This window comes from Pseudomonas frederiksbergensis (assembly GCF_017114915.1).
GTDB lineage: Bacteria > Pseudomonadota > Gammaproteobacteria > Pseudomonadales > Pseudomonadaceae > Aquipseudomonas > Aquipseudomonas frederiksbergensis_I.
Window position 1 is genome coordinate 1 of the sequence record NZ_JAAUOE010000004.1, and the last position, 26,176, is coordinate 26,176.

A 26,176-nucleotide genomic window follows, 5' to 3' on the forward strand; every position below is an offset into this window, starting at 1 on the left:
AGAATTTCTTGACGACCATAGAGCATTGGAACCACCTGATCCCATCCCGAACTCAGCAGTGAAACGATGCATCGCCGATGGTAGTGTGGGGTTTCCCCATGTGAGAGTAGGTCATCGTCAAGATTAAATTCCGAAACCCCTATCTGCTTATGCAGGTAGGGGTTTTGTTTTGCCCGCAGGAAAGTTCCTAGGACCTTTAAAAACTCTGGAGTTCCCCCTGGCCCGTCTCAACAGGTCAGGGGGGAACTCCAGAGGACCGTGTGAACCTAAGCCTCCCAGCCCGCTCCACTGACCGCCGCCTGCGCCAGTGGGTGCAAGTCTGCCCCCTGATGCGCCGTCTGCCAGGCCAGCAACTCCTTGCGCATGCCGGGCGTCCAGTACATCTGCAGATGATTGCGCACACCGAGCACGGCCTGTTGCTGATCCGGTTCGCTGGCGAAGTATTGGGCGATCTGGTTAGCCATCTTGATCAGGTTGGCAGTACTCATCGACGTACCTCGGCTTTTGTCTCGGAGCTGCGTTTATGGCGACGTTCATCAAGCAGGCGTTGTTGTTCGTCGCTGAATGCCTGGTAGCGTTTTTGCCATTCGGAAGGGTGGTAAACGCGGCTGACCTCCACGGCAGTGACCTTGTACTCCGGACAGTTGGTGGCCCAGTCGGAGTTGTCGGTGGTGATGACGTTGGCCCCAGATTCTGGGAAGTGGAAGGTTGTGTACACCACGCCTGGGGCTACTCGCTCGGAGACTCGCGCACGCAATACGGTCTGTCCGGCGCGGCTGCCGATGCCGACCCAGTCTCCTTCGTTGATGCCACGGCTCTCGGCGTCGGTCGGGTGGATTTCCAGGCGGTCTTCGTCGTGCCAGGCGACGTTGTCGGTGCGTCGGGTTTGGGCGCCAACGTTGTACTGGCTGAGGATGCGCCCGGTGGTCAGCAGCAGCGGATAGCGACTGTTGACCTTTTCCTCGGTGGGCACGTAGCCGGTGAGCATGAAGCGCCCCTTGCCGCGCACGAATTCCTCGATGTGCATGGTCGGCGTGCCGTCCGGTGCCTCGGCGTTGCATGGCCATTGCAGGCTGCCGTGGCGTTCCAGTGAGGCGTAGCTGACGTTGGTGAACGTCGGCGTCAGGCTGGCGATTTCATCCATGATTTCCGATGGATGCTTGTAGTTCATCGGATAGCCCAAGGCATTGGCCAGAGCCACGGTGCCTTCCCAGTCGGCCTTGCCGCCCAGAGGCTCCATGACCTTGCGTACCCGGGAGATGCGCCGTTCGGCGTTGGTGAAAGTGCCGTCTTTTTCCAGGAACGAGGCGCCCGGCAGGAACACGTGGGCGAACTTGGCGGTTTCGTTGAGGAAAATGTCCTGCACCACGATGCATTCCATGGCCGACAGGGCCGCAGTGACGTGCTGGGTATTGGGATCGCTCTGGGCGATGTCTTCGCCCTGGCAGTACAGGCCCTTGAAGCTGCCGGCCAGTGCAGACTCGAACATGTTGGGAATGCGCAGGCCCGGGTCGGGTTGCAGGGTGACGTTCCAGGCCCGTTCGAACTGCGTCCGTACCACCTCGTTGGAGACGTGACGGTAACCGGGCAGTTCATGGGGGAAGGAGCCCATGTCGCAGGAGCCCTGAACGTTGTTCTGTCCACGCAGCGGGTTCACGCCCACGCCTTCGCGGCCGATGTTGCCGGTGGCCATGGCCAGGTTGGCGATGCCCATGACCGAAGTGCTGCCCTGGCTGTGTTCGGTGACGCCCAGGCCGTAGTAGATCGCCGCATTGCCACCGGTGGCGTACAGGCGAGCGGCGGCACGGATGTCGGCAGCTGCTACACCGCAGATCGGGCCAATCGCTTCCGGCGAGTTTTCCGCGCGGCTGACGAACTCGCTCCAGCGGGCGAAATCGCCGCCCTCGCAACGGGCGTCGATAAAGGCCTGGTTTTGCAGGCCTTCAGTGATGATCACGTGGGCCAAGGCATTGAGCATGGCGACGTTGGTGCCCGGACGCAGGGCCAGGTGCAGTTCGGCGCGGGCATGTACCGTGTCCACCAGATCAATGCGACGTGGGTCGATGACGATCAGTCGCGCGCCTTCACGCAGGCGGCGCTTGAGCTGGGAGGCGAACACCGGGTGAGCGTCGCTGGGGTTGGCACCCATCACCAGGATCACGTCAGCCTGCATCACCGAGTCGAAACTCTGTGTGCCGGCGGACTCGCCCAGGGTTTGTTTCAGGCCATAGCCGGTCGGTGAGTGGCAGACCCGCGCACAAGTATCAACGTTGTTGTTGCCGAACGCGGCACGCACCAGTTTTTGCACCAGGTAGGTTTCTTCGTTGGTGCAGCGGCTGGAGGTGATGCCACCAATCGAGTCGCGGCCGTACTTTTGCTGCAATCGGCGGAATTCGCTGGCGGCGTAGGTCACCGCTTCATCCCAGCTGACTTCCTGCCAAGGGTCGTGAATCGATTTGCGGATCATCGGCTTGGTGATGCGATCCGGGTGGGTCGCGTAACCCCAGGCAAAGCGCCCTTTGACGCAGGAGTGGCCGTGGTTGGCCTGGCCGTTCTTGTCCGGAACCATGCGCACCACTTGGTCGCCTTTCATCTCGGCGCGGAACGAACAGCCCACGCCGCAATAGGCACAGGTGGTGATCACACTGTGTTCGGGCTGCCCCAGTTCGACCACACTTTTTTCCATCAGCGTCGCGGTCGGGCAGGCTTGCACACAGGCTCCGCAGGACACGCATTCCGAGTCGAGGAAGTTCTCGCCACCGGCGGCTGCGACCCGGGATTCAAAACCGCGCCCGGTAATGGTCAGGGCAAACGTGCCTTGTGTTTCTTCGCAGGCACGCACGCAGCGGTTGCAGACGATGCACTTGCTCGGGTCGTAGTCGAAGTACGGGTTGGACGTGTCTTTCACGTCGTCCAGATGGTTCTCGCCCTCATAGCCGTAACGCACTTCCCGCAGGCCAACCTGGCCGGCGACGGTTTGCAGCTCGCAGTTGCCGTTGGCCGAGCAGGTCAGGCAGTCCAGCGGGTGATCGGAGATGTACAGCTCCATGACGTTGCGGCGCAAGGTCGCGAGCTTCGGCGTCTGGGTGTGCACGGTCATGCCTTCGCTGACCGGCGTGGTGCAGGACGCGGGGTAGCCGCGCATGCCGTCGATTTCCACCAGGCACATGCGGCAGGAGCCGAAGGCTTCCAGGCTGTCAGTGGCGCACAGTTTGGGAATCGTGGTGCCCAGCAGCGCGGCTGCGCGCATCACCGAGGTGCCTTCGGGCACGCTGATGCTTTGGCCGTCGATGTTCAGGGTGACCTGCACCTGGCTGTCGCGGGCCGGTGTACCAAGATCGATGTCGGTTTTCGGGTCGAAGAGGGTGATCATTGGTCGGCCTCCGAGGCTTGCAGACCGAAGTCGGCGGGGAAGTGCTTGAGGGCGCTGACGACTGGATAGGAGGTCATGCCGCCCAACGCGCACAGCGAACCGTATTGCATTGTGTCGCACAGGTCCTTGAGGATGATGGCCTGCTCATCGCGACCGCTCTGGTCAGGCGCGGCCAGCAGGCGATCGATCACCTCCACGCCCCGGGTCGAACCGATGCGGCATGGCGTGCATTTGCCACAGGATTCCTCGGCGCAGAACTGCATGGCGAAGCGCGCCATGTGGGCCATGTCCAGGCTGTCGTCAGCCACCACCACGCCACCGTGACCGAGCATCGCGCCGATAGCGGCGAAGGCTTCGTAATCCAGCGGCGTGTCGAATTGCGACGGCGGCACCCAGGCGCCGAGAGGGCCGCCCACCTGCGCGGCCTTCAGCGGCCGACTACTGGCGGTACCGCCGCCGTAGTCTTCCACCAGTTCCCGCAGGGTCAGGCCAAAGGCCCGTTCCACCAAACCGCCGTGACGAATATTGCCCGCCAGCTGGAAGGGCATGGTGCCCAGGGAACGGCCCATGCCGTAATCGCGATAGAACGGCGCGCCCTTGGCCAGAATCATCGGCACCGAGGCCAGCGTCAGCACGTTGTGCACCAGAGTCGGCAGGCCGAACAGGCCCTGCAACGCGGGAATCGGCGGCTTGGCACGGACGATCCCGCGCTTGCCTTCGAGGGAGTCCAGCAGTGCGGTTTCCTCACCGCAGATATAAGCGCCGGCACCGACCCGCACTTCCATATCGAAGGCCAGTCCGCTGCCACCGACATTGGCACCGAGGTAACCGGCGGCCCGGGCGATGTCCAGCGCCTCGCGCAGGGTGGCAACGGCCTGTGGATATTCCGAACGCACATAGATGTAGCCGTAACTGGCACCGACGGTGATGCCGGCAATGGCCATGCCTTCGATCAGCAGGAAGGGGTCGCCTTCCATCAGCATACGGTCGGCGAAGGTGCCGGAGTCGCCTTCGTCGGCGTTACACACAATGTATTTCTGCGCAGCCTGAGTGCCGCGCACCGTGCGCCATTTGATCCCGGCCGGGAAAGCCGCGCCGCCACGGCCACGCAGGCCCGAATCGAACACCGCTGTCGCGGTCTGCTCGCCGCCCAGGGCGATGGCCTGGGTCAAGCCCTCGAAACCGCCATGAGCCCGGTAATCCTCCAGGGACAGCGGCCGGGTAATGCCGGCGCGGGCGAACAGCAGGCGTTGTTGGCTCTTCAGATAAGGCAACTCCTCCACCAGCCCCAAGGCCAACGGATGGGCGGACGGCTCGCCTTGCAGCGCATCGAGCACGGACGGCACATCGGCAGCGGTCAGCGGGCCGAAGCCGATACGACCTTGCGGGCTGTCCATTTCCAGTAGCGGTTCCAGCCAGTACAGGCCGCGCGAGCTGGTGCGTTGCAAGTCCAACGACAGACCGCGCTCCCGGGCCTGAGTGGTCAGGGCCACGGCCACCTCATCGGCGCCCACGGCACGGGCAAGAGAATCACAGGGCAGATAAAGCGTCGGCATCATGCGTCCTCCTGGCAAGCGTTGAGCAGGGCATCCAGGCGTTCGGCAGTGAGCCGCGCATGCACCTGACCGTCCAGCTCCAGGGCGGGCGAGCAGGCACAGGCGCCGAGGCAATACACCGGGCGCAGACTGATATTGCCGTCGGCACTGCTGCCGTGGTCGTCCAGTTGCAGACGTTCGCGCAACTGCGCCGCGAGCTGCTCGGCACCGCGGCTCTGGCAGGACTCGGCCCGGCACAGACGCAGGATATGCCGGGCCGGAGGCGCGGTGCGGAAGTCATGGTAGAAACTGATCACCCCGCGAACCTCGGCCTGACTCAGGTTGAGGGCGTGGGCAATCTCGGGGATGGCGGCATCGGGGATGTAACCGATGCCCTCCTGAATCTCATGAAGGATCGGCAACAATGCGCCGGGCAAACCCTTGTGGCGCTCCAGCAGGCTGTTGACCATAGGCAGGTGCAACATCTCATCAGGCATACAGCATTCCTCACGGTCACGGACAAACCAGATGGTTGTCGGTCGTCCGAAAGTGTCGGCTGCGGCGTTCACACCACGTCACGGTATCGTGGCATTGTCAGGCCGTTGGCCAGGGCACCCTGAGTGGGCATCTTGTTGTGCCGGGCGCGATCTTTGCCGCGCCTCTTCAGGGCATATAACGCAGCTTGCCACGCTGCCTTTGATTCATCCGCACCAAAGCGACGTGTTTGGTTCTTTCTGCGACTATCCATTAAGTCTAGAAGAGCGGGGCCCGAGGCGTCATCCCTGAAGGGGTGTTATGCCGTTTCGCTTGAGGATTGATGTAACAACGGATTGCCGTTAGGGGAGGTGACGGTTGAGTTCACCGGGAGGGCTTCGACGGTGAAGATTCCGAAACTGATTTCTCAGCGTTCGCTTGATCTGAGTAACGAAAAGCCCCGAAAACCTCGGGGCTAACAATCCCTGCGAAAGCGATTCCGAAAATAAAACTGTCCCCATTTTTCATTTTTCGCTAGATGCGCAACTCATTCGTCGGCAATCATCCCGATACTTCGAAGGAGCAGCCGCCCGAGCGGGCTTGCTTGACGGTGGCTCACAGCGGGTTTTCCAGTGAACGTGTCATATTCCGGCGTTCCATCACGTTTCTTTCTGATATGTTCGCTAACAAGCCCAAGTCGGACGAGGTGGTCCTTGTAGCTCTCCTGAAGCGCATGGTCATCGAGTTCTTCTCGGCTTGAGCCGATGGTCGCCACTTTATGCCTAAACACTCCGGCGTGAAGTTCGCGGAACTCCTTGTCGCCCTCGATGGTGGGCTCGTGGAAGAAGCGAAGCCAGAGAACCTCAACGTCACTGAGTTCGCCGAGGACACGCATCAGGTACTTCGATTCAGCATGTTCTACGGCGTCCAAGCTAAGACTACTTGCCACTAGGGACGCCAGATACCGACGACGCGCCTCACTGGTGGCGCGTGAAGCTTGTCGCAAAGATTCCTCAAGCAGATCGGTAAACTCCTCGTCATCAAGCTCCGAGCGCACCTGCGCCTCTTCCAACTGCTCGATCCTTGCTTGTAGCTTGAATGCGAAGTCTGCTATGCGATCAACTCTCTGGTTCGGAATGATTGAACCGGCGACTTCCGCCAGAAGCGAACCAGCAAAGGGCACGACGCCAAGAACTGCCTTCGCACCCGATGCGACATAGTCAATTGCGTGTGCTTTGATCTCATGTGGCAGTTTGTCTCCGGACATCGTTATTCCTCGTGTTGCATCTATAAAGTAGGCGACACAACATGGGTATCGCTTTCCGCCGGTTGTGTTGCGTCACGTTCCGTATCTATCTGAAAAGTGGACGGGTCCATTTTCATTTCAGCCAAAGCCCCGCCCAGTATCAGTCGGTGCAAAGGGCCATTAAACTTACCCCAATCCGATCACTCACTGAATGTCTTTCAAGTAATCCTTGAGCGCAATCAGCGGACTATCAAGCTGCTCCAGCGTCTGCGCTGCGCTGAAATCTCCCGACAATCTATCCAGCTCTCGCCCCAGTGGCGTACCAACCCCACCTATCGCCTCAAGTGCCAGCCCCACGCATTCAGCCACTTTGACCTTAATGGTCTCGGCATCACCTCTGCGTACCAGCAAGCCGAATACGTCTCTCTGGTAGTCGCCCATCATCAGGTCGTCGCGCAGGATCGGGCTTTGATCTTCCGTTTCGTAAGCGAGCTTGAGAGAGAAGAGGGCAACTGTTTCCAGTGGTAATTCCATGGGGGGAATCCTTGGGGAAAAAATGAGGACAGAATCATTTTTTCGCAGATTTTTGGGGTGGAAGAAAGAGCGAGGTGGTGCCGCTAGTTGTGACGCGGAGCGTCACGGGATGCATTACCACGCAGAGCGTGGGAACGATCAGTAGGGCGGGTATGCCTGCGCACCACTTTTCTACAGGCGAAAAAAAAGGCCTTGCAAAGCAAGACCTTTCTTAATTTTGGTGCCCCGAGGGAGACTCGAACTCCCACTCCTTTCGAAAACGGATTTTGAATCCGCCGCGTCTACCAATTCCGCCATCAGGGCTCAATGGCGGCGAAGTATAGAGAGGTGAATACCGCTGGTCAATCAGGTACATGGAGAATTTTTGATATTTCCGCTAGACTTCCCGGCCCTGCTAGACGAACCCCATCATGCGCGTTGCTGACTTTACCTTCGAGCTCCCTGATTCGCTGATTGCTCGCCATCCTTTGGCCGAGCGTCGCGGTAGTCGCCTGTTGACCCTAGATGGGGTCAGCGGCGCCCTGGCACACCGTCAATTCACTGATTTGCTTGAGCATTTACGCCCAGGCGATTTGATGGTGTTCAACAATACCCGGGTGATTCCGGCGCGGCTGTTTGGCCAGAAAGCTTCCGGCGGCAAGCTGGAAATTCTGGTGGAGCGGGTGCTCGACAGTCATCGCGTACTGGCGCATGTGCGTTCCAGCAAGTCGCCCAAGCCCGGTTCGAAGATTTTGATCGACGGCGGTGGCGAGGCCGAGATGCTGGCGCGTCACGATGCGTTGTTTGAGCTTAAGTTTGCCGAAGAGGTGTTGCCGCTGCTCGACCGCGTCGGGCACATGCCGTTGCCTCCTTATATAGACCGCCCGGATGAAGGCTCGGACCGCGAGCGTTATCAGACGGTGTACGCCGAGCGCCTGGGCGCGGTGGCGGCGCCGACGGCGGGGCTGCATTTCGATCAGGTATTGATGGAAGCGATTGCCGCCAAGGGCATCGAGACCGCATTCGTGACCTTGCACGTGGGTGCTGGCACGTTCCAGCCGGTGCGCGTGGAGAAGATCGAAGATCACCACATGCACAGCGAATGGTTGGAAGTCGGCCAGGACGTGGTCGATGCCGTCGAAGCCTGCCGTGCTCGCGGCGGTCGTGTGGTGGCCGTGGGGACCACCAGCGTGCGTTCGCTGGAAAGCGCCGCGCGCGATGGCGTGCTCAAGCCGTTCAGTGGCGACACCGACATCTTTATCTACCCGGGCCGGCCGTTTCATGTGGTCGATGCCCTGGTCACCAACTTCCACTTGCCCGAATCCACGCTGTTGATGCTGGTTTCGGCGTTCGCCGGTTATCCCGAGACCATGGCCGCCTATAAGGCTGCGGTCGACAATGGATACCGCTTTTTCAGCTACGGTGATGCGATGTTCATCACCCGTAATCCCGCACCACGCGGCCCAGAGGAAACAGTATGAGTCGCACCTGTCGTATGTCTTTTGAGCTGCTTGCCACTGATGGCAAGGCGCGTCGCGGGCGTTTGACCTTCCCACGCGGCACCGTCGAGACCCCGGCCTTCATGCCGGTGGGCACGTACGGCACGGTCAAGGGCATGCTGCCGAGAGATATTGTCGCCACCGGCGCGGAAATCATTCTGGGCAACACCTTCCACTTGTGGCTGCGTCCTGGCACCCAGGTGATCAAAGAACACGGCGACCTGCACGATTTCATGCAGTGGAAAGGCCCGATTCTGACCGACTCCGGCGGTTTCCAGGTGTTCAGCCTGGGCGCCATGCGCAAGATCAAGGAGGAGGGCGTGACCTTCGCCTCTCCGGTCGACGGCGCCAAAGTGTTCATGGGCCCGGAAGAGTCGATGCAGGTCCAGCGTGACCTGGGCTCGGACATCGTGATGATCTTCGACGAATGCACCCCGTACCCGGCCGACGAAGACGTCGCTCGGGTATCGATGGAGTTGTCGCTGCGTTGGGCCCAGCGTTCGAAAAATGCCCATGGCGACAACACGGCGGCGCTGTTCGGCATCGTGCAGGGCGGCATGCACCAGGATTTGCGCATGCGTTCCCTGGAAGGCCTCGACAAGATCGGCTTCGACGGCCTGGCCATTGGCGGTCTGTCGGTGGGCGAGCCCAAGCACGAGATGATCAAGGTGCTCGATTACCTGCCAGGTCAGATGCCGGCTGACAAACCTCGTTACCTTATGGGCGTTGGCAAACCGGAAGATCTGGTCGAGGGTGTGCGCCGCGGTGTGGACATGTTCGATTGCGTGATGCCAACCCGTAATGCCCGCAACGGGCATCTGTTCATTGATACAGGCGTGCTGAAGATCCGTAACGCGTTCCATCGCCATGATGATTCGCCGCTGGATCCGACCTGCGATTGCTACACCTGCCAGAACTTCTCCCGTGCTTATCTGCATCACCTGGACAAGTGCGGCGAAATGCTGGGTAGCATGTTGAATACCATCCACAATTTGCGCCATTACCAGGTGCTTATGGCTGGTTTGCGCGAGGCTATTCAACAGGGTACATTGGCCGCCTTTGTCGATGCCTTCTACGCCAAACGCGGGTTACCCGTTCCGCCTTTGGACTGAGTTTTCTGACCCCAAGATTCAACATTTGCAACTGGAGTGCTAAATGAGCTTTTTTATCTCTAATGCCATGGCTGACGCTGCTGCCCCTGCTGCAGCCCCGATGGGCGGCGGCTTTGAGTGGATTTTCCTGGTCGGCTTCCTGGTCATCTTCTACCTGATGATCTGGCGTCCACAGGCCAAGCGCGCCAAAGAGCAGAAAAACCTGCTGAGCAGCCTGCAAAAGGGTGACGAAGTGGTGACCACCGGTGGTATCGCCGGCAAGATCACCAAAGTGTCCGACGACTTCGTGGTTCTGGAAGTGTCCGACACCGTTGAAATGAAGTTCCAGAAAGGCGCCATCGCCGCCACGCTGCCAAAAGGCACGCTCAAAGCGATCTAAGTTTCAACTTCTACTCAATCGACGGGGCGCGCAAGGCGCCCCGCGTCATAAGCGGGCGGCGTGATGCTGAACAAATACCCTCTGTGGAAATACATTCTGATCCTGGCGGTGCTGGCGGTCGGTCTGATTTATTCCGCTCCCAATCTATACCCTGATGACCCGGCCATTCAGGTCAGCGGTGCAAGCACTGCATTGCAGGTTACTCAGGCTGATCTGGACCGTGTGAGCACCGCGCTCAAGGACTCCGGGATCAACGTCAAGGCGGCCACCCTGGCTGCGAGCGGCAAGGGCGGTCTGATCCGTCTGTCCAAGGCCGAAGATCAGCTGCCAGCCAAAGACGTCGTGCGCAAGGCATTGGGTGATGACTACGTCGTTGCACTGAACCTGGCGCAAACCACCCCACAATGGCTGCGCAGTCTGGGCGCGCACCCAATGAAGCTGGGCCTGGACTTGTCCGGTGGTGTGCACTTCCTGCTGGAAGTGGACATGGACAAAGCCCTCGACGCACGCCTGAAAGTCTACGAAGGCGACGTCAAGAGCCTGTTGCGTAAAGAGAAACTGCGCTATCGCAGCCTGCCGCAACTGGGCGGTGCCATTCAGCTGGGCTTCTCTGATGAAGACTCCCGCGAGCAGGCCCGTGCGCTGATCCGCAAGAACTTCAACGATTTCGACATTGTTCCGGCCGACCTCAATGGCCAACCGGTGCTGCGTCTGGCGATGACCCCGGCCAAGCTGGCGGAAATCCGTGAATACTCCATCAAGCAGAACTTGACCACGGTACGTAACCGCGTCAACGAGCTGGGTGTTGCCGAACCTATCGTTCAGCGCCAGGGCGCCAACCGCATCGTGGTTGAGCTGCCGGGCGTGCAAGACACCGCAGAAGCCAAGCGTATCCTCGGCAAGACGGCCAACCTGGAGTTCCGTCTGGCCGCTGAGCCTGGCGCTTCGAAAGCCACTTCCGAAACCTTCGAGTTCCGTGAGGGCAACCGTCCTCCAGCACAAATCGAGCGTGGCCTGATCATTACCGGCGACCAGGTCACTGACGCCAAGGCTGGCTTCGGCGAGCAGGGCACGCCAGAAGTGAACATCCGTCTGGATGGTCACGGTGGCGAGCTGATGAGTCGTGCGACTCGCAACAACGTCGGTCGCAGCATGGCGGTGATCTTCATCGAGCAACGTCCTGTCACCACTTACACCAGACAAGTAGTCAACGGCGTCGAGAAAGACGTACCGGTTCAGACGTTTAAAGAAGAGAAGAAGATCATCAGCCTGGCGACCATCCAGTCGCCGCTGGGCGCCCAGTTCCGCATCACTGGCTTGAACGGCCAGGGCGAATCGTCCGAACTGGCGCTGCTGCTGCGTGCCGGTGGTCTGGCGGCCCCGATGTACTTCGCTGAAGAGCGCACCATCGGCCCAAGCCTGGGTGCCGACAACATCACCAAAGGTATCGATGCATCGCTGTGGGGCATGCTGTTTGTCTCGCTGTTCATCATGGCCATCTACCGCTTCTTCGGTCTCATCGCCACCGTCGCGCTGGCGGTGAACATGGTGATGCTGCTGGCCTTGATGTCGCTGCTGGGTGCAACGCTGACCCTGCCGGGTATCGCCGGTATCGTATTGACCATGGGTATGGCGGTCGACGCCAACGTCCTGATCTTCTCGCGGATACGTGAAGAGATTGCGGCTGGCATGACTGTGCAGCGGGCAATCAACGAAGGCTTCGGCCGGGCATTCACCGCGATTCTCGACGCCAACCTGACAACCTTGTTGGTCGGCGGGATTCTCTTTGCCATGGGCACCGGCCCGGTCAAGGGCTTCGCAGTGACCATGTCCCTCGGGATCTTTACCTCGATGTTCACGGCCATCATGGTGACCCGCGCGATGGTCAACCTGATCTTCGGCGGTCGTGACTTCAAGAAGTTGTGGATTTAAGGGGCTGCCATGTTACGTACAATCAACTTCATGGGCGTTCGCAACGTTGCGTTCGGCGTCACATTGTTCCTTACGGTTCTGGCTCTGTTCAGTGTCGCTACCAAGGGCATGAACTGGGGGCTGGACTTCACCGGCGGTACGCTCATCGAGCTGACCTACGAGCGTCCGGCCGATGTCACCAAAGTGCGTGAGCAACTGGTTACAGCCGGTTATCACGAAGCCATCGTGCAGAATTTCGGTGCGACCACCGATCTTCTGGTGCGCATGCCTGGCGAAGACCCACAACTGGGTCACCAGGTGGCTGACGCGCTGCAGAAAGTCGGCGGCGACAATCCGGCTCAGGTCAAGCGTGTCGAGTTCGTCGGCCCGCAGGTTGGTGAAGAGCTGCGTGACCAGGGCGGCCTCGGCATGCTGATGGCGCTGGGCGGCATCCTGATCTACCTGGCTTTCCGCTTTCAGTGGAAGTTTGCGGTCGGCGCGATTGTGTCCTTGATCCACGACGTGATCGTGACCATCGGCATCCTGTCGTTCTTCCAGATCACCTTCGACCTGACGGTGCTGGCGGCGGTGCTGGCGATCATCGGTTACTCGCTCAACGACACCATCGTGGTATTCGACCGGGTTCGTGAGAACTTCCGGGTACTGCGCAAGGCCAGCCTGATCGAGAACATCAACATCTCGACCACGCAAACCCTGCTGCGGACCATGGCGACGTCGATCTCCACCTTGCTGGCGATCGCGGCCCTGTTGTTCTTCGGGGGCGACAACCTGTTCGGCTTCTCCATTGCCCTGTTCATCGGTGTTCTGGCGGGTACTTACTCGTCGATCTACATCGCGAACGTGGTGCTGATCTGGCTGAACCTGAGCAGCGAGGACCTGATTCCTGCTGCAGCAGCCGAGACGGAAGTCGACGACCGTCCATAACGGTTATCGCTTTTCCAGCTGTAGGCCGAGAAGGCGCGAGTGTTGAACTCGCGCCTTTTTTTATGCTCCAACGCTGGGAGAAGCGCGGGTTTGTCCCGCCTGTGATGGCCAGGAGGTTCATGTGAACAAGTCGTTGCTGGTTGGTGCGGTATTGGGTGCTGTCGGTGTCACTGCCGGTGGTGCTGTTGCCACCTACAAACTGGTTAAAAGCGGCCCTGAGTATGCACAAGTGCTGGCCGTTGAACCGGTCAAGACACAAATCAAGACTCCACGTGAAGTGTGCAAGGACGTTACGGTGACCCGGCAAGCGCCGGTGAAAGATCAACACCAGATCGCCGGTACGGTGGTCGGCGCGCTGGCTGGCGGCCTGTTGGGTAACCAGATCGGCGGCGGTACAGGCAAGAAAATCGCCACAGTGGCCGGTGCGGTCGGCGGCGGTTATGCGGGCAACAAGGTGCAGGAAGGCATGCAGGAGCGTGACACCTACACCACGACTCAGACTCGCTGTAACACGGTCAATGACATCAGCGACAAGGTCGTAGGCTACGACGTTCGTTATTCGCTGGACGGCAAGGAAGGCAAAGTGCGGATGGATCGCGATCCGGGCAATCAGATTCCGGTCGACAAGGACGGCAAGCTGATCCTGGGGCAGAACGAACCGGCCCGGTAATGCGCTGAGTGTCTCACTCAAAAAGAAGCATCCCGCAAAGGGATGCTTTTTTTGTGCCTGAATTTTATGTTCACCATCAACGAGCTATGAAAGACTCTTGTTTTTTCGCTGCCTTTCATCTGCCAGCCCTGAGCCCCCATGCCTGCCATCGATCATCCTCTGATAGACCAGTTCCTCGACGCCCTGTGGCTGGAGAAAGGCCTTTCCGATAACACCCGCGATGCCTATCGCAGCGACCTGGCCTTGTTCAACGGCTGGTTGCAGGAGAAGGGCCTGGAGCTGATCAACGCCGGGCGCGAGTTGATTCTCGATCACTTGGCCTGGCGTCTGGAGCAAAACTACAAACCCCGTTCTACGGCGCGATTTCTCTCCGGTGTGCGTGGTTTCTATCGCTATTTGCTGCGGGAAAAGCTGATCGCCGTCGACCCGACCCTGCGCGTCGATATGCCACAACTGGGCAGACCGCTGCCTAAATCCTTGTCGGAAGCCGATGTGGAAGCCTTGCTGGCCGCGCCGGACCTGAGCGAGGCCATCGGGCAGCGTGATCGCGCCATGCTTGAGGTGCTTTATGCGTGTGGCTTGCGGGTGACGGAGCTGATCAGCCTGACACTGGAGCAGGTCAATCTGCGACAGGGCGTGCTGCGGGTGATGGGCAAGGGCAGCAAGGAGCGGCTGGTGCCGATGGGCGAGGAGGCGATTGTCTGGGTGGAACGCTACATGCGCGATGCCCGTGGCGAGTTGCTGGGCGGGCGTCCCAGCGATGTGCTGTTCCCTAGCCAGCGCGGTGAGCAGATGACCCGTCAGACTTTCTGGCATCGCATCAAGCACCAGGCCAAGGTCGCCGGGATCGGCAAGTCACTGTCGCCGCATACCCTGCGCCATGCCTTCGCCACGCACTTGCTCAACCACGGCGCCGACCTGCGGGTGGTGCAAATGTTGCTTGGCCACAGCGATCTGTCGACCACCCAGATCTATACTCACGTCGCCCGCGCACGCTTGCAGGACCTGCATGCCAAGCATCACCCACGGGGATGAGTGCAGTGTTTTGTAGCAGCTGGCGAAGCCTGCGTTCGGCTGCGAAGCAGTCGTAAAACCTGCTTGCAAGGTCTGACTGAAGCACCGCGTGGCCTGGATTCACGACTGCTGCGCAGCCGAACGCAGCCTCGCAAGCTCGACAGCTGCTACGGCCGGAGGCAGCCATCGGCAGCTGCTACAGGGATAACCGAGTCGTATAAACGGTCTTGCGTCAGCCAGAGTCGGCCACGGGGGCCTTATGTGGTAGGCTTTGCCGGTTTGCACGATGGGCGGTTATGACCCGGTGTTTCGGCACGGGCGTTCTGATCGTCCCATTTGTCCGCCTTCAGGAGTTCTCATGCGTCTGACCCAGATTTTCGCCGCCGCAGCCATTGCGTTGGTCAGCACCTTTGCCGTCGCCGATGACGCGGCCGACAAAGCCATTCGTAAAAGCCTGGAAAACCTCCAGCTCGACGTGCCGGTCGAAACCATCACGGCCAGCCCGCTGCCAGGTCTGTACGAAGTCAAACTCAAGGGCAGCCGCGTGCTTTACGCCAGTGCCGACGGCCAATACGTCGTTCAGGGCTACCTGTTCCAGCTCAAGGATGGTAAACCGGTCAACCTGACCGAGAAGACCGAACGCTTGGGCATTGCCAAGCTGATCAATGGCATTCCAGTGGCTGAAACCGTGGTCTACCCGGCCATCGGCGAAACCAAGTCGCACATCACCGTGTTCACCGACACCACATGTCCGTATTGCCACAAGCTGCACGCCGAAGTGCCTGAGCTGAACAAGCGCGGCATCGAAGTGCGTTATGTTGCGTTCCCGCGCCAGGGCCTCGGCTCGCCGGGTGACGAGCAACTGCAAGCCGTCTGGTGCTCGAAGGACAAGAAAGCCGCCATGGACAAAATGGTCGATGGCAAGGAAATCAAGGCCGCCAAGTGCGATAACCCGGTTTCCAAGCAGTTTGCCCTCGGTCAGTCGATTGGCGTGAACGGTACACCGGCCATCGTTTTGGCTGACGGTCAGGTCATTCCGGGCTATCAGCCTGCGCCACAAGTCGCCAAACTGGCGTTGGGCGCGAAATAAATTCGCATCGTCACGGCCTGCCTTTGACGATCATGGTCCGGCGGCAGCATTTGCCGGGTCATCAATAGAGAGCCGCGAACCTGCGGCTGTTTTCACGGCCGGCCTTGAGTCGGCCGTTTTATGGGGAGTTCACAGTGAAACCGGTCAAAGTAGGCATCTGTGGGTTAGGGACCGTCGGTGGCGGTACCTTCAACGTACTTCAGCGCAACGCCGAGGAAATTGCTCGTCGTGCCGGGCGTGGAATCGAAGTGGCACAAATTGCCATTCGCACGCCAAAGCCTCAGTTCCAGACGACCGGTATTGCGATTACCAACGATGTCTTCGAAGTGGCCACGAACCCTGAGATCGACATCGTCATAGAGCTGATGGGCGGCTATACCGTTGCCCGCGAGCTGGTACTCAAGGCCATCGAGAATGGCAAGCATGTGGTCACCGCGAACAAGGCACTGATTGCCGTTCACGGTAATGAAATTTTCGCCAAGGCTCGCGAGAAGGGTGTGATCGTTGCGTTCGAAGCGGCCGTGGCCGGCGGCATTCCGGTGATCAAGGCGATCCGTGAAGGCCTGTCCGCCAACCGTATCAACTGGGTGGCCGGCATCATCAACGGCACCGGTAACTTCATCCTTACCGAAATGCGTGAAAAGGGCCGGACCTTCGAAGACGTCCTCGCCGAGGCGCAAGCCCTGGGTTACGCCGAAGCCGACCCGACTTTTGACGTCGAAGGCATCGACGCAGCCCACAAGCTGACGATCCTGGCGTCCATCGCGTTCGGCATCCCGCTGCAATTCGACAAGGCTTACACCGAAGGCATCACCAAGCTGACCACCGCTGACGTGAATTACGCCGAAGCGTTGGGCTATCGCATCAAGCACCTGGGCGTGGCGCGCAGCACCGCGGCCGGTATCGAACTGCGTGTGCACCCGACGCTGATCCCGGCTGATCGCCTGATTGCCAACGTCAACGGCGTGATGAACGCGGTGATGGTCAACGGTGACGCTGCCGGTTCGACCCTGTTTTACGGCGCTGGCGCCGGCATGGAGCCGACCGCTTCGTCGGTCATCGCCGACCTGGTGGACGTGGTTCGCGCCATGACCTCCGACCCGGAAAACCGTGTGCCGCACCTGGCCTTCCAGCCGGATTCGCTGTCGGCCCACCCGATCCTGCCGATCGAAGCCTGCGAAAGCGCTTACTACCTGCGCATTCAGGCCAAGGACCATCCGGGCGTGTTGGCCCAGGTGGCGAGCATCCTGTCGGAGCGCGGCATCAACATCGAGTCGATCATGCAGAAGGAAGTCGAGGAACACGACGGCCTGGTGCCGATGATCCTGCTGACCCATCGTGTGCTGGAACAGCACATCAACGATGCGATCGCTGCCCTGGAAGCCTTGGCGGGCGTGGTCGGTCCGGTTGTGCGGATCCGTGTCGAACACCTGAATTAACAGCAGCTGCAAGCTGCAAGCTTCAAGCTGCAAGTGAGAGCAAAGCGCTGTTCACTTGTAGCTTTTAGCTTGCGGCTTGAAGCCAAAACCGAAGGTTTGCTCTTATGCGCTATATCAGTACCCGCGGCCAGGCACCGGCCCTGAATTTCGAAGACGTCCTGCTGGCCGGTCTGGCCACCGACGGCGGTCTGTACGTCCCGGAAAACCTGCCACGTTTCACCCAGGAAGAAATCGCTTCCTGGGCCGGCCTGCCGTATCACGAGCTGGCCTTCCGGGTGATGCGCCCGTTCGTCAGCGGCAGCATCCCCGATGCCGATTTCAAAAAAATTCTTGAAGAAACCTATGGCGTGTTTTCCCACAACGCCGTGGCACCGTTGCGTCAGCTGAACGGCAATGAATGGGTGCTGGAGCTGTTCCACGGCCCGACCCTGGCGTTCAAGGACTTCGCCCTGCAACTGCTGGGTCGTCTGCTCGACTACGTGCTGGAAAAGCGCGGCGAGCGCGTGGTGATCGTTGGCGCCACGTCCGGCGACACCGGTTCGGCTGCCATCGAAGGCTGCAAACACTGCGAAAACGTCGACATCTTCATCCTGCACCCGCACAACCGTGTGTCCGAAGTGCAGCGTCGCCAGATGACCACCATCTTCGGCGAGAACATCCATAACATCGCCATCGAAGGCAACTTCGATGACTGCCAGGAAATGGTCAAGGCCAGCTTCGCCGACCAGAGCTTCCTCAAGGGCACGCGCCTGGTAGCGGTGAACTCGATCAACTGGGCGCGGATCATGGCCCAGATCGTTTACTACTTCCACGCAGCCCTGCAGTTGGGCGGCCCGGCGCGTTCGGTGTCGTTCTCGGTGCCGACCGGCAACTTCGGCGATATCTTCGCCGGTTACCTGGCGCGCAACATGGGCCTGCCGATCAACCAGTTGATCGTCGCCACCAACCGCAACGACATCCTGCACCGCTTCATGAGCGGCAATCAGTACGTCAAGGAAACCCTGCACGCCACGTTGTCGCCATCCATGGACATCATGGTGTCGTCGAACTTCGAACGCCTGCTGTTCGACCTGCACGGTCGCAACGGCGCGGCGATTGCCGGTTTGATGGATACCTTCAAACAGGGCGGCGGTTTCAGCGTCGAACAGGAACGCTGGACCGAAGCACGCAAGCTGTTCGATTCGTTGGCCGTGGACGACGCCCAAACCTGCGAAACCATTGCCGAAGTCTTCGAGCAAACCGGCGAGCTGCTGGACCCGCACACCGCTATCGGTGTGAAGGCTGCGCGTGAATGCCGTCGCAGCCTGGATATCCCGATGGTGATCCTGGGCACGGCCCATCCGGTCAAATTCCCGGACGCAGTGGAAAAAGCCGGTGTAGGAAAAGCGCTCGAACTACCTGCACATCTTTCTGATTTGTTTGAGCGAGATGAGCGTTGCGCCGTATTGCCGAATGATCTGAAAGCCGTGCAGGCCTTTGTCAGTCAGCATGGCAACCGCGGCAAGCCGTTGTAACCGGCAAAAGCTGTCACATTTTGAAGCCCGTCTCCTGACGGGCTTTCTCATTTCTGCATGCCACACTTGTCGGGTTTCGTAAATGAAGAGCCGCCCATGAAGGACGGGCGAGACGATCACCAAGGAAGTGGCAATGCTGTTTTTCAGAGGGTTCAAACCAGCCGTGTGCTGGATGTTTTTGCTGGGCGCCCTGGGTTTTGGGCAATGGGTCAAGGCCGCACACCTGACGACACATGATGCCAGGGAATCAGTCGCCGTCGCTCGCATTGAGCTGGACGCACAGGAGCTGCAGTGGATTGCCGAACATCCGACGGTGATCATCGCGTCGGCGCAATACCCGCTGTACCTGTTCAAGGATGAGCACGGTCACTGGAGCGGTTTGAACAACGATGTGCTCGACCGAATCAGCGCCATGACCGGGCTGCGGTTCGTCCATGAAGAGTCGTTTTCCACCGATCAACTGCTGGAGCGACTGGAAAGTGGCGCGGCGGACATGAGCACCACGCTGGCAATCAATGACGAGCGCAAGGTGTTTCTGGATTTCAGCCATGCGTTCGGCGGGGCAGGCTGGGTATTCGTGGGGCTGGCCGGCACCCCGGCGCTACAGTCCCTGGAGCAGCTTTCAAAAAGAGTCCTGGTATTGCCGGCCCGGCATGCTCTGGAAGGCGTCATTCGTCGTGACTACCCGGCGATCGAGCTGCGTTCGGTCAAAACCTACGCTGAAGCCCGTGCGCTAGTGGAAAGTGGCGAGGCCTACGCCACGATTGAAAACGAAATCGGTGCGCAGCTCTATCCCTCGGGCCGGCTCAAGGTCGGGCGTGCGGTAGAGGGCAAATGGGAGGCGGATCATTTGGCGGTCCGCAAAGGGCAGCCGCAGTTATTGAGCATCCTCAACAAGGCACTCGAAGCATTTCCACCCGCCGAGTTACGCGCCATACGACTGAAGTGGCTCAGTGGAATTGCGCCAGTACACGCGCCCTCGGCCTGGCAGCGGATAACCCGGTGGGGCTGCTGGAGCCTGTTCATCATGAGCCTGTTCGGCGTGCTTTCACTGCTTTGGAGCCGCCGGCTTGCGGCACTGATCGAGCAGCGTCGGGACGCCGAGAAAGACCTCAATGACCAGCTCGCCCTGCAGCACGCATTGATAGATGCCATGCCCGATCCGATGTTCGTGCGTGATCTGGAAGGGCGTTTGATCATGTGCAACAAAAGTTATGAGGAGCGCTTTTCGATCCGTTTCGACCAGATTCAGGGGCGCCAACTGATCGAGCTTGATGTCCTGCCCAAAGAAACCGCCGAGCAGCTGCACGCCGAGTTCATGGCTCAGCTCGGTACCCGCAAGACCCGCTTCAGCGAGCGTCAATTGATGTTCAAGGACGGCGTCAGGGATATTTACCAGTGGACAGTGCCGTTTTACAGCGCGGACGGTCAATTGCGAGGACTGCTGGGCGGATGGTCCGATATCGCCAAGCATACAAGGCAGGCGTGAAACAGCTGTTTTTTTGCTGTCATCTTTACCGTGCATGCTCTATCTACCAGAGGCGCCGGTGCGCCTGCCGTTGGAATCCGGAGCTTTCTTCTCGGGCCTGGGGTCATTGACTGTGGACACGCCCCAGGCACTTTGTTTGCGGACTATTGAGTGGTGATCGAGATGGAAAGTATCAGTCTATTGCTCGGTGAGGCTCTGAGCCCGTATCAGGTCACGTTGACCCCATCGGGTACCCGTGGCGAATGCCTTGTGACGCTCAAGAGTATGACCGGCGCTATTGTGGTCGAACGGCTATTCAATCAGGCCCAGTTAACCGATAAACGTCTGCTGACGGACGTTGTCGACGGGCTGCACCGCGACGTGCTGATCGCTGAAGGACGTCTTGAACCCTGTGTCATTGCGGCGTTGCGCAATGCTGCCCAGGACAAGCTCCTGGCCAGCCGAAATTGAAATGTTTTTTGTGGGAACCTTCCTGCGCCAGGGTCAGTCAGACCTTGTAACAGCAGGATCAAGCATTGTGCTCCGGTGCTTGTAACTTGCTGCTACTGGTCTGTCATACAGGCCACGTTTAACCCCGAGTTGTCTCCCCACTTCTCGGGGTTTCTTTTTGCCTGGGATTTGTCACAGGGTCCGCAGCTTTAGATGGCCCCATCCTCACGCAGCCGTGCGATCTGTGCCGGGTCGTAGCCCAGATCGTGAAGGACCTGCGCATTGTGTTCCCCCAGTTGCGGCCCGACCCATTCGGAGGTGCCGGGTGTCTCAGAGAGCTTCGGCACGATGCCGGGCATCTTGAAGTCCTTGCCATCGGGCAGCTTGGCTTGCAGGAACATTTCCCGGGCCAGGTACTGCGGATCGCTGAACATGTCTTCGGCGCTGAAAATCCGGCTGGCGGGAACGTCAGCCTGGTTCAGTTGCTCGATCACCGCGTCCAGCGGCAGTGAGTTGACCCAGCGATCGATCACCCCGTAAATCTCGTCGCGACGGCTGTCGCGCCCGTCGTTGCTGGCCAGCAACGGGTCGTTGGCCAGGTCCTCGCGGCCGATGATCAGCATGAAGCGCTTGAAGATCGCATCGCCGTTGGCGCCGATCTGCACGTGTTTGCCGTCAGCGCTGGTGTGAATGGAGGAGGGCGTGATGCCCGGCATGATGTTGCCGGTGCGTTCGCGGATGAAGCCGAACACGTCGAACTCCGGGACCATGCTTTCCATCATGGCGAAGATCGCTTCGTACAGCGCCACATCGACCACTTGGCCCAAGCCACCGTTGACTTCGCGATGACGCAAGGCCATCAGTGCACCGATCACGCCCCAGAGCGCGGCAATCGAGTCGCCGATGGAAATCCCGGTACGCACCGGCGGCCGGTCCTCGAACCCGGTGATGTAGCGCAGGCCGCCCATGGATTCACCGACCGCGCCAAAGCCTGGCTGATCTTTCATGGGACCGGTCTGGCCGAAGCCCGAGAGCCGCACCATCACCAGTTTCGGGTTCAATGCGTGCAAGACTTCCCAGCCCAGGCCGAGCTTTTCCAGCACGCCGGGGCGAAAATTCTCGATCAGGATATCTGCTTCACTGAGCAGCTGTTTCAGAATCGCCAGGCCATCGGGGTGTTTCAGGTTCAGGGTCAGGGATTTCTTGTTGCGCGCCTGAACGAACCACCACAGCGAGGTGCCTTCGTACAGCTTGCGCCATTTGCGCAACGGATCGCCGCCATCCGGGGATTCGATCTTGATCACTTCGGCGCCGAATTCGCCGCAAATACGCGAGGCAAACGGCCCGGCAATCAACGTACCCAATTCGATGACTTTCAGACCCGAGAGCGGTTTGTTGGAGAGCGGCATGCGAAATCCTGTAGGACAAAGGTTGAGCGAATGCAGAGTTTTAGCATAGGCCGGCATCCATCGCTCAAAGTTGATCGCCTTCAATTCGTTGATTGCCGCTTGCATCGGTTAGACTTGCCGCCTTTCCCCGTATCAAGAAGCCCGTTCATGGCCCAGCCGTCCACGACCTACAAGTTTGAACTGAACCTCACCGACCTCGACCGCAGCGTTTACGAGAACGTGAAGCAGACCATCGCCCGTCACCCTTCGGAAACCGAAGAGCGCATGACTGTGCGGCTGCTGGCCTACGCCTTCTGGTACAACGAACAGCTGTCCTTTGGCCGCGGTCTGTCAGACGTGGATGAGCCGGCGCTGTGGGAAAAGAGCCTGGACGACCGTGTCCTGCACTGGATCGAAGTCGGTCAGCCAGACGCCGATCGCCTGACCTGGTGCTCGCGCCGCACCGAACGCACCAGCCTGCTGGCCTACGGCAGCCTGCGGGTCTGGGAAGGCAAAGTGATCCCGGCGATCAAAACCCTGAAAAACGTCAACATCGCCGCCGTGCCTCAGGACGTGCTGGAAACCCTGGCCAAGGACATGCCGCGCGTTATCAAGTGGGACGTGATGATCAGCGAAGGAACGATTTTCGTCACCGACGACCGTGGTCAGCACGAAGTCCAGTTGCAATGGCTGGCCGGCGAACGCGGCTGATTATTCGCCGCTGAAGCGTGTCACACGGTTTTATCCTACGTATTCAAGAGAAGCACCTGTCACCCCATGCGCATCGAACCTCGCCTGTTGCCCGACACCCTGCCATTTCTCGGTGATATTCCACCGCTGTTGACCCGCCTCTACGCGGCCCGGGGCGTGCAGTCCGAGGCTGAACTGGACAAGAGCCTGGCGCGGCTGATTCCGTTTCAGCAGCTCAAAGGCATCGAGGCGGCGGTGGATTTGCTGGTAACGGCGCTGGAGCAGCGTCAGCGGATTCTGATCGTCGGCGACTTCGACGCCGACGGTGCGACGGCCAGTACGGTGGGCATGCTGGGGCTGCGCCTGCTGGGCGCGGCGCATGTCGACTATCTGGTGCCGAACCGGTTCGAGTACGGCTACGGCCTGACCCCGGAAATCGTCGAAGTGGCGCTGACCCGTGAGCCGCAACTGCTGATCACCGTGGACAACGGCATCTCCAGCGTCGAAGGCGTGGCCGCGGCGAAAAAGGCCGGGCTCAAGGTGCTGGTCACTGATCACCACTTGCCTGGCGATGAGCTGCCGTTGGCCGATGCCATCGTCAATCCGAACCAGCCGGGTTGCGCATTCCCGAGCAAGGCCCTGGCCGGTGTCGGGGTGATCTTCTATGTGCTGATGGCCCTGCGTGCGCGCTTGCGCAGCCTGGGCTGGTACGAGAGCAAGCCGCAGCCGAACATTGGCGAACTGCTGGATCTGGTGGCACTGGGCAGCGTCGCCGACGTGGTGCCGCTGGACGCCAACAACCGGATTCTGGTGCATCAGGGCCTGGAGCGGATTCGCGCCGGGCGCGCTCGGCCAGGGCTCAAGGCGATCCTTGAAGTGGCCAAGCGTGACCCTTCGCGCATCACCTCCACGGACCTGGGTTTCATCCTTGGCCCGCGCCTGAACGCGGCGGGGCGTCTGGACGACATGAGCCTGGGCATCGAATGCCTGCTCACCGAAGACGCGGGCGCTGCCCGTGAAATGGCCGCGCAACTGGATGGCATGAATCAGGACCGCAAATCCATCGAGCAGGGTATGCAGCGTGAGGCGCTGGCCCAGCTCAAGGATCTGCCGGTGGAATCGATGCCGTTCGGCCTGTGCCTGTTCGATCCCGAGTGGCACCAGGGCGTCATCGGTATCCTCGCGTCGCGTATGAAAGAGCGCTATTTCCGTCCGACCATTGCCTTTGCCGATGCCGGCGATGGCCTGCTCAAAGGCTCGGGGCGTTCGGTTCAGGGCTTTCATATTCGCGATGCCTTGAGCGTGGTCGCGGCGCAGCATCCGAACCTGATCAGCAAATACGGCGGCCACGCCATGGCGGCCGGCCTGACGCTGCCGGAAGCGAATTTTCCGTTGTTCGCCGAAGCCTTCGACGCCGAAGTGCGCCGGCAGATGCGCGAAGAAGACCTGACCGGGCGTCTGCTGTCGGATGGCACTTTGGCGGTCGAGGAGTTTCACCTGGAACTGGCCCGCGCCCTGCGCCACGCCGGGCCTTGGGGCCAACACTTCCCGGAGCCGCTGTTTCACGGGGTGTTCCAGTTGGTCGAGCAACGTGTGGTCGGCGAACGGCACCTCAAAGTGGTGCTGAAAAGCGAATGCGGCTCGGTGAAGCTGGATGGCATCGCCTTTGGTATCGACCGTGATATCTGGCCGAATCCGACCATCAAGTGGGTTGAGTTGGCTTACAAACTCGACCTCAATGAGTTTCGTGGGAACGAGACGGTGCAGTTGATGATTGCCCACATCGAACCGCGATAACTGTGGCGAGGGGGCTTGCCCCCGTTCGGCTGCGCAGCAGTCGTAGAGCATCCGGCGTGGTTTGTCTGAAGGAGTCTGATTGCAGGTTTCAGGGCCGCTTCGCAGCCCAACGGGGGCAAGCCCCCTCGCCACAGGTTTTGGTTTGGCTCAAATTTGGGTGTTTCATTTCTTGAACCCTCCCTGATCCCCCGATGTCGACTAGGCTCTAAGCACTGCTTGATTATCCTTGTGACGTCTTGTCGAATTTTTTGCCCGCGGGGGCGGGTGCTGTACCTTTTTCCTGTCACTCGTCGACTATTCAAACAGAACCCTGGAGCCTGCCCACTGATTCGAGAGGTGCCCCATGAGTCTGCTGCTTGAACCCTATACCCTTCGTCAACTGACCCTGCTCAACCGCATTGCGGTGTCACCGATGTGCCAGTATTCCAGCGTCGATGGGCTGGCCAATGACTGGCATCTGGTCCACCTTGGCAGCCGTGCTATCGGTGGCGCGGGTCTGGTGTTTACCGAAGCCACGGCGGTCACCGCCGACGGGCGCATCACTGCCCAGGACCTCGGCCTGTGGAATGATCAACAGATCGAATCCTTGCAACGTATTACCCGCTTCATCGCTGCTCAGGGCGCCGTGGCCGGCATCCAGTTGGCCCACGCCGGGCGCAAGGCCAGCACGCATCGGCCGTGGCTGGGCAAGCATGGTAGCGTCAAGCCGGAAGACGGCGGCTGGATCCCGGTCGGCCCTTCGCCGATCGCTTTCGACCCCCAGCACACACCACCCAAGCAGCTCGATGAGGGCGAGATCGCTGACATCATTCAGGCCTTCGTCGATTCGGCCAAACGGGCGCTGACCGCCGGTTTCAAAGTGGTCGAAGTGCATGCTGCCCACGGTTACCTGCTGCATCAATTTCTTTCGCCTCTGAGCAATCAGCGACGCGATCAGTACGGCGGTTCGTTCGAGAATCGCATTCGGCTGGTGCTGCAAGTCACCGAAGCGGTGCGGGCCGCATGGCCTGAAGAGTTACCGGTGTTTGTGCGGGTATCGGCCACCGACTGGGTGGAGGACGGCTGGAACCCCGATGAAACCGTGGAACTGGCGAGACGCCTGAAAGACCTGGGGGTGGACCTGATCGACGTCTCGTCGGGCGGTACGGCGGTAAACGCCGAGATTCCTACCGGGCCCGGTTACCAGACCCGTTTCGCCGAACGGGTACGCAAGGAGTCAGGCATTGCCACTGGCACTGTAGGCATGATCACCGAGCCGGCCCAGGCCGAGCACATTCTGCGTACCTGTCAGGCTGACATCATCTTCCTCGCCCGGGAGTTGTTGCGTGATCCGTACTGGCCGCTGCATGCCGATGACGACCTGGGCGGGCACAAGGCGATCTGGCCGGCGCAATACCAGCGGGCTACCCATCGTGACCAACCGATTCATGAGTCGGATTTGCGCGACTGAAGGCCGCTGTAAAACCCAAAAGCCCCGGTCTGGTTGATCGGGGCTTTTGTTTATTTGAGGGAAGTCTTTATGAGGCTTTGCCGGCCTCATCGCGAAAGCGGCCCCTCCAGCCATGCCTTGACTGTGACCATCCGCCACGCTGCCCTTACTGTTTCTCAACCGCAGGTGTATCGTATTCGCCTTTTGCAGGCTCCGCGCCTGTAGCTGATACGTGAGGTA

General features: G+C 60.0%; 22 protein-coding genes, 1 tRNA gene and 1 rRNA gene. 16 read left to right on the forward strand and 8 right to left on the reverse strand.

Annotated elements, in window-relative coordinates; translation table 11 throughout:
* The first annotated feature begins 7 nt into the window (after window positions 1-7).
* A 5S ribosomal RNA gene (gene rrf / locus HCU66_RS04245) occupies window positions 8-123 on the forward strand.
* 143 nt (window positions 124-266) lie between these two features.
* Here the strand turns inward: rrf and HCU66_RS04250 are convergent.
* From HCU66_RS04250 to HCU66_RS04280, 7 genes are all read right to left on the reverse strand, one after another.
* A complete protein-coding gene (locus tag HCU66_RS04250) occupies window positions 267-488 on the reverse strand; it encodes a formate dehydrogenase subunit delta (protein ID WP_150802351.1) in 222 nt (73 codons plus the stop codon).
* Window positions 485-3,373 (reverse strand): formate dehydrogenase subunit alpha, encoded by a 2,889-nt coding sequence (fdhF, locus tag HCU66_RS04255; RefSeq protein ID WP_205887310.1) that lies wholly within the window; start codon window positions 3,371-3,373, stop codon window positions 485-487. The genes HCU66_RS04250 and fdhF overlap by 4 nt, the downstream gene beginning before the upstream one ends.
* Window positions 3,370-4,932 (reverse strand): formate dehydrogenase beta subunit, encoded by a 1,563-nt coding sequence (locus HCU66_RS04260; protein ID WP_205887311.1) that lies wholly within the window; start codon window positions 4,930-4,932, stop codon window positions 3,370-3,372. The genes fdhF and HCU66_RS04260 overlap by 4 nt, the downstream gene beginning before the upstream one ends.
* Window positions 4,929-5,405, reverse strand: a complete 477-nt coding sequence (locus HCU66_RS04265; RefSeq protein WP_205887312.1) for a formate dehydrogenase subunit gamma — start codon at window positions 5,403-5,405, stop codon at window positions 4,929-4,931. The genes HCU66_RS04260 and HCU66_RS04265 overlap by 4 nt, the downstream gene beginning before the upstream one ends.
* A gap of 524 nt (window positions 5,406-5,929) precedes the next feature.
* On the reverse strand, window positions 5,930-6,649 hold the full coding sequence (locus tag HCU66_RS04270) for an Abi-alpha family protein (RefSeq protein WP_205887313.1): 720 nt from the start codon (window positions 6,647-6,649) through the stop codon (window positions 5,930-5,932).
* A gap of 183 nt (window positions 6,650-6,832) precedes the next feature.
* On the reverse strand, window positions 6,833-7,162 hold the full coding sequence (locus HCU66_RS04275) for a hypothetical protein (RefSeq protein WP_205887314.1): 330 nt from the start codon (window positions 7,160-7,162) through the stop codon (window positions 6,833-6,835).
* A gap of 218 nt (window positions 7,163-7,380) precedes the next feature.
* Window positions 7,381-7,465, reverse strand: a tRNA-Leu gene (locus HCU66_RS04280).
* A 107-nt stretch (window positions 7,466-7,572) separates the two neighbouring features.
* Between HCU66_RS04280 and queA the strand changes: the two genes are divergently transcribed.
* The 12 genes from queA to HCU66_RS04340 all read left to right on the forward strand — a co-directional run bounded on the left by queA (window position 7,573) and on the right by HCU66_RS04340 (window position 20,653).
* Window positions 7,573-8,622, forward strand: a complete 1,050-nt coding sequence (queA, locus tag HCU66_RS04285) for a tRNA preQ1(34) S-adenosylmethionine ribosyltransferase-isomerase QueA (RefSeq protein WP_205887315.1) — start codon at window positions 7,573-7,575, stop codon at window positions 8,620-8,622.
* A gap of 14 nt (window positions 8,623-8,636) precedes the next feature.
* Window positions 8,637-9,752 carry a tRNA guanosine(34) transglycosylase Tgt gene (gene tgt / locus HCU66_RS04290; protein WP_162130325.1) on the forward strand — a complete coding sequence of 372 codons (1,116 nt, stop codon included), beginning with the start codon at window positions 8,637-8,639 and terminating at the stop codon, window positions 9,750-9,752.
* Between the two features lie 43 nt (window positions 9,753-9,795).
* Window positions 9,796-10,131: a preprotein translocase subunit YajC gene (gene yajC, locus HCU66_RS04295; protein WP_039592131.1), complete on the forward strand. Its 336-nt coding sequence runs from the start codon at window positions 9,796-9,798 to the stop codon at window positions 10,129-10,131.
* Window positions 10,132-10,194: 63 nt separating this feature from the next.
* The gene (gene secD, locus HCU66_RS04300) at window positions 10,195-12,063 is read left to right on the forward strand and encodes a protein translocase subunit SecD (RefSeq protein WP_205887316.1); all 1,869 of its coding nucleotides are present in this window, start codon (window positions 10,195-10,197) and stop codon (window positions 12,061-12,063) included.
* A 9-nt stretch (window positions 12,064-12,072) separates the two neighbouring features.
* On the forward strand, window positions 12,073-12,987 hold the full coding sequence (secF, locus tag HCU66_RS04305; protein WP_205887317.1) for a protein translocase subunit SecF: 915 nt from the start codon (window positions 12,073-12,075) through the stop codon (window positions 12,985-12,987).
* A 121-nt stretch (window positions 12,988-13,108) separates the two neighbouring features.
* The gene (locus HCU66_RS04310) at window positions 13,109-13,657 is read left to right on the forward strand and encodes a glycine zipper 2TM domain-containing protein (protein WP_018926705.1); all 549 of its coding nucleotides are present in this window, start codon (window positions 13,109-13,111) and stop codon (window positions 13,655-13,657) included.
* Between the two features lie 138 nt (window positions 13,658-13,795).
* Window positions 13,796-14,692 (forward strand): site-specific tyrosine recombinase XerD, encoded by an 897-nt coding sequence (gene xerD, locus HCU66_RS04315; RefSeq protein WP_007934017.1) that lies wholly within the window; start codon window positions 13,796-13,798, stop codon window positions 14,690-14,692.
* A 337-nt stretch (window positions 14,693-15,029) separates the two neighbouring features.
* Window positions 15,030-15,761: a DsbC family protein gene (locus HCU66_RS04320; protein WP_205887318.1), complete on the forward strand. Its 732-nt coding sequence runs from the start codon at window positions 15,030-15,032 to the stop codon at window positions 15,759-15,761.
* 134 nt (window positions 15,762-15,895) lie between these two features.
* Complete coding sequence (locus tag HCU66_RS04325) at window positions 15,896-17,200, forward strand: homoserine dehydrogenase (protein WP_007934019.1); 1,305 nt, start codon at window positions 15,896-15,898, stop codon at window positions 17,198-17,200.
* A gap of 104 nt (window positions 17,201-17,304) precedes the next feature.
* Window positions 17,305-18,714, forward strand: coding sequence for a threonine synthase (gene thrC / locus HCU66_RS04330; RefSeq protein ID WP_205887319.1), 1,410 nt, complete (start codon window positions 17,305-17,307; stop codon window positions 18,712-18,714).
* Window positions 18,715-18,847: 133 nt separating this feature from the next.
* A complete protein-coding gene (locus tag HCU66_RS04335) occupies window positions 18,848-20,203 on the forward strand; it encodes a transporter substrate-binding domain-containing protein (protein ID WP_205887320.1) in 1,356 nt (451 codons plus the stop codon).
* Between the two features lie 162 nt (window positions 20,204-20,365).
* On the forward strand, window positions 20,366-20,653 hold the full coding sequence (locus HCU66_RS04340; protein WP_205887321.1) for a DUF3509 domain-containing protein: 288 nt from the start codon (window positions 20,366-20,368) through the stop codon (window positions 20,651-20,653).
* Window positions 20,654-20,841: 188 nt separating this feature from the next.
* On the opposite strand, the gene HCU66_RS04345 is transcribed toward HCU66_RS04340, so the two are convergent.
* Window positions 20,842-22,041, reverse strand: a complete 1,200-nt coding sequence (locus HCU66_RS04345) for a CaiB/BaiF CoA transferase family protein (protein ID WP_205887322.1) — start codon at window positions 22,039-22,041, stop codon at window positions 20,842-20,844.
* A 147-nt stretch (window positions 22,042-22,188) separates the two neighbouring features.
* Between HCU66_RS04345 and HCU66_RS04350 the strand changes: the two genes are divergently transcribed.
* The 3 genes from HCU66_RS04350 to HCU66_RS04360 all read left to right on the forward strand — a co-directional run bounded on the left by HCU66_RS04350 (window position 22,189) and on the right by HCU66_RS04360 (window position 25,957).
* Window positions 22,189-22,731 (forward strand): YaeQ family protein, encoded by a 543-nt coding sequence (locus HCU66_RS04350; protein ID WP_205887323.1) that lies wholly within the window; start codon window positions 22,189-22,191, stop codon window positions 22,729-22,731.
* Between the two features lie 66 nt (window positions 22,732-22,797).
* Window positions 22,798-24,507: a single-stranded-DNA-specific exonuclease RecJ gene (gene recJ / locus HCU66_RS04355; protein WP_205887324.1), complete on the forward strand. Its 1,710-nt coding sequence runs from the start codon at window positions 22,798-22,800 to the stop codon at window positions 24,505-24,507.
* A 343-nt stretch (window positions 24,508-24,850) separates the two neighbouring features.
* The gene (locus HCU66_RS04360) at window positions 24,851-25,957 is read left to right on the forward strand and encodes an NADH:flavin oxidoreductase/NADH oxidase (protein ID WP_205887325.1); all 1,107 of its coding nucleotides are present in this window, start codon (window positions 24,851-24,853) and stop codon (window positions 25,955-25,957) included.
* Window positions 25,958-26,176: the final 219 nt, after the last annotated feature.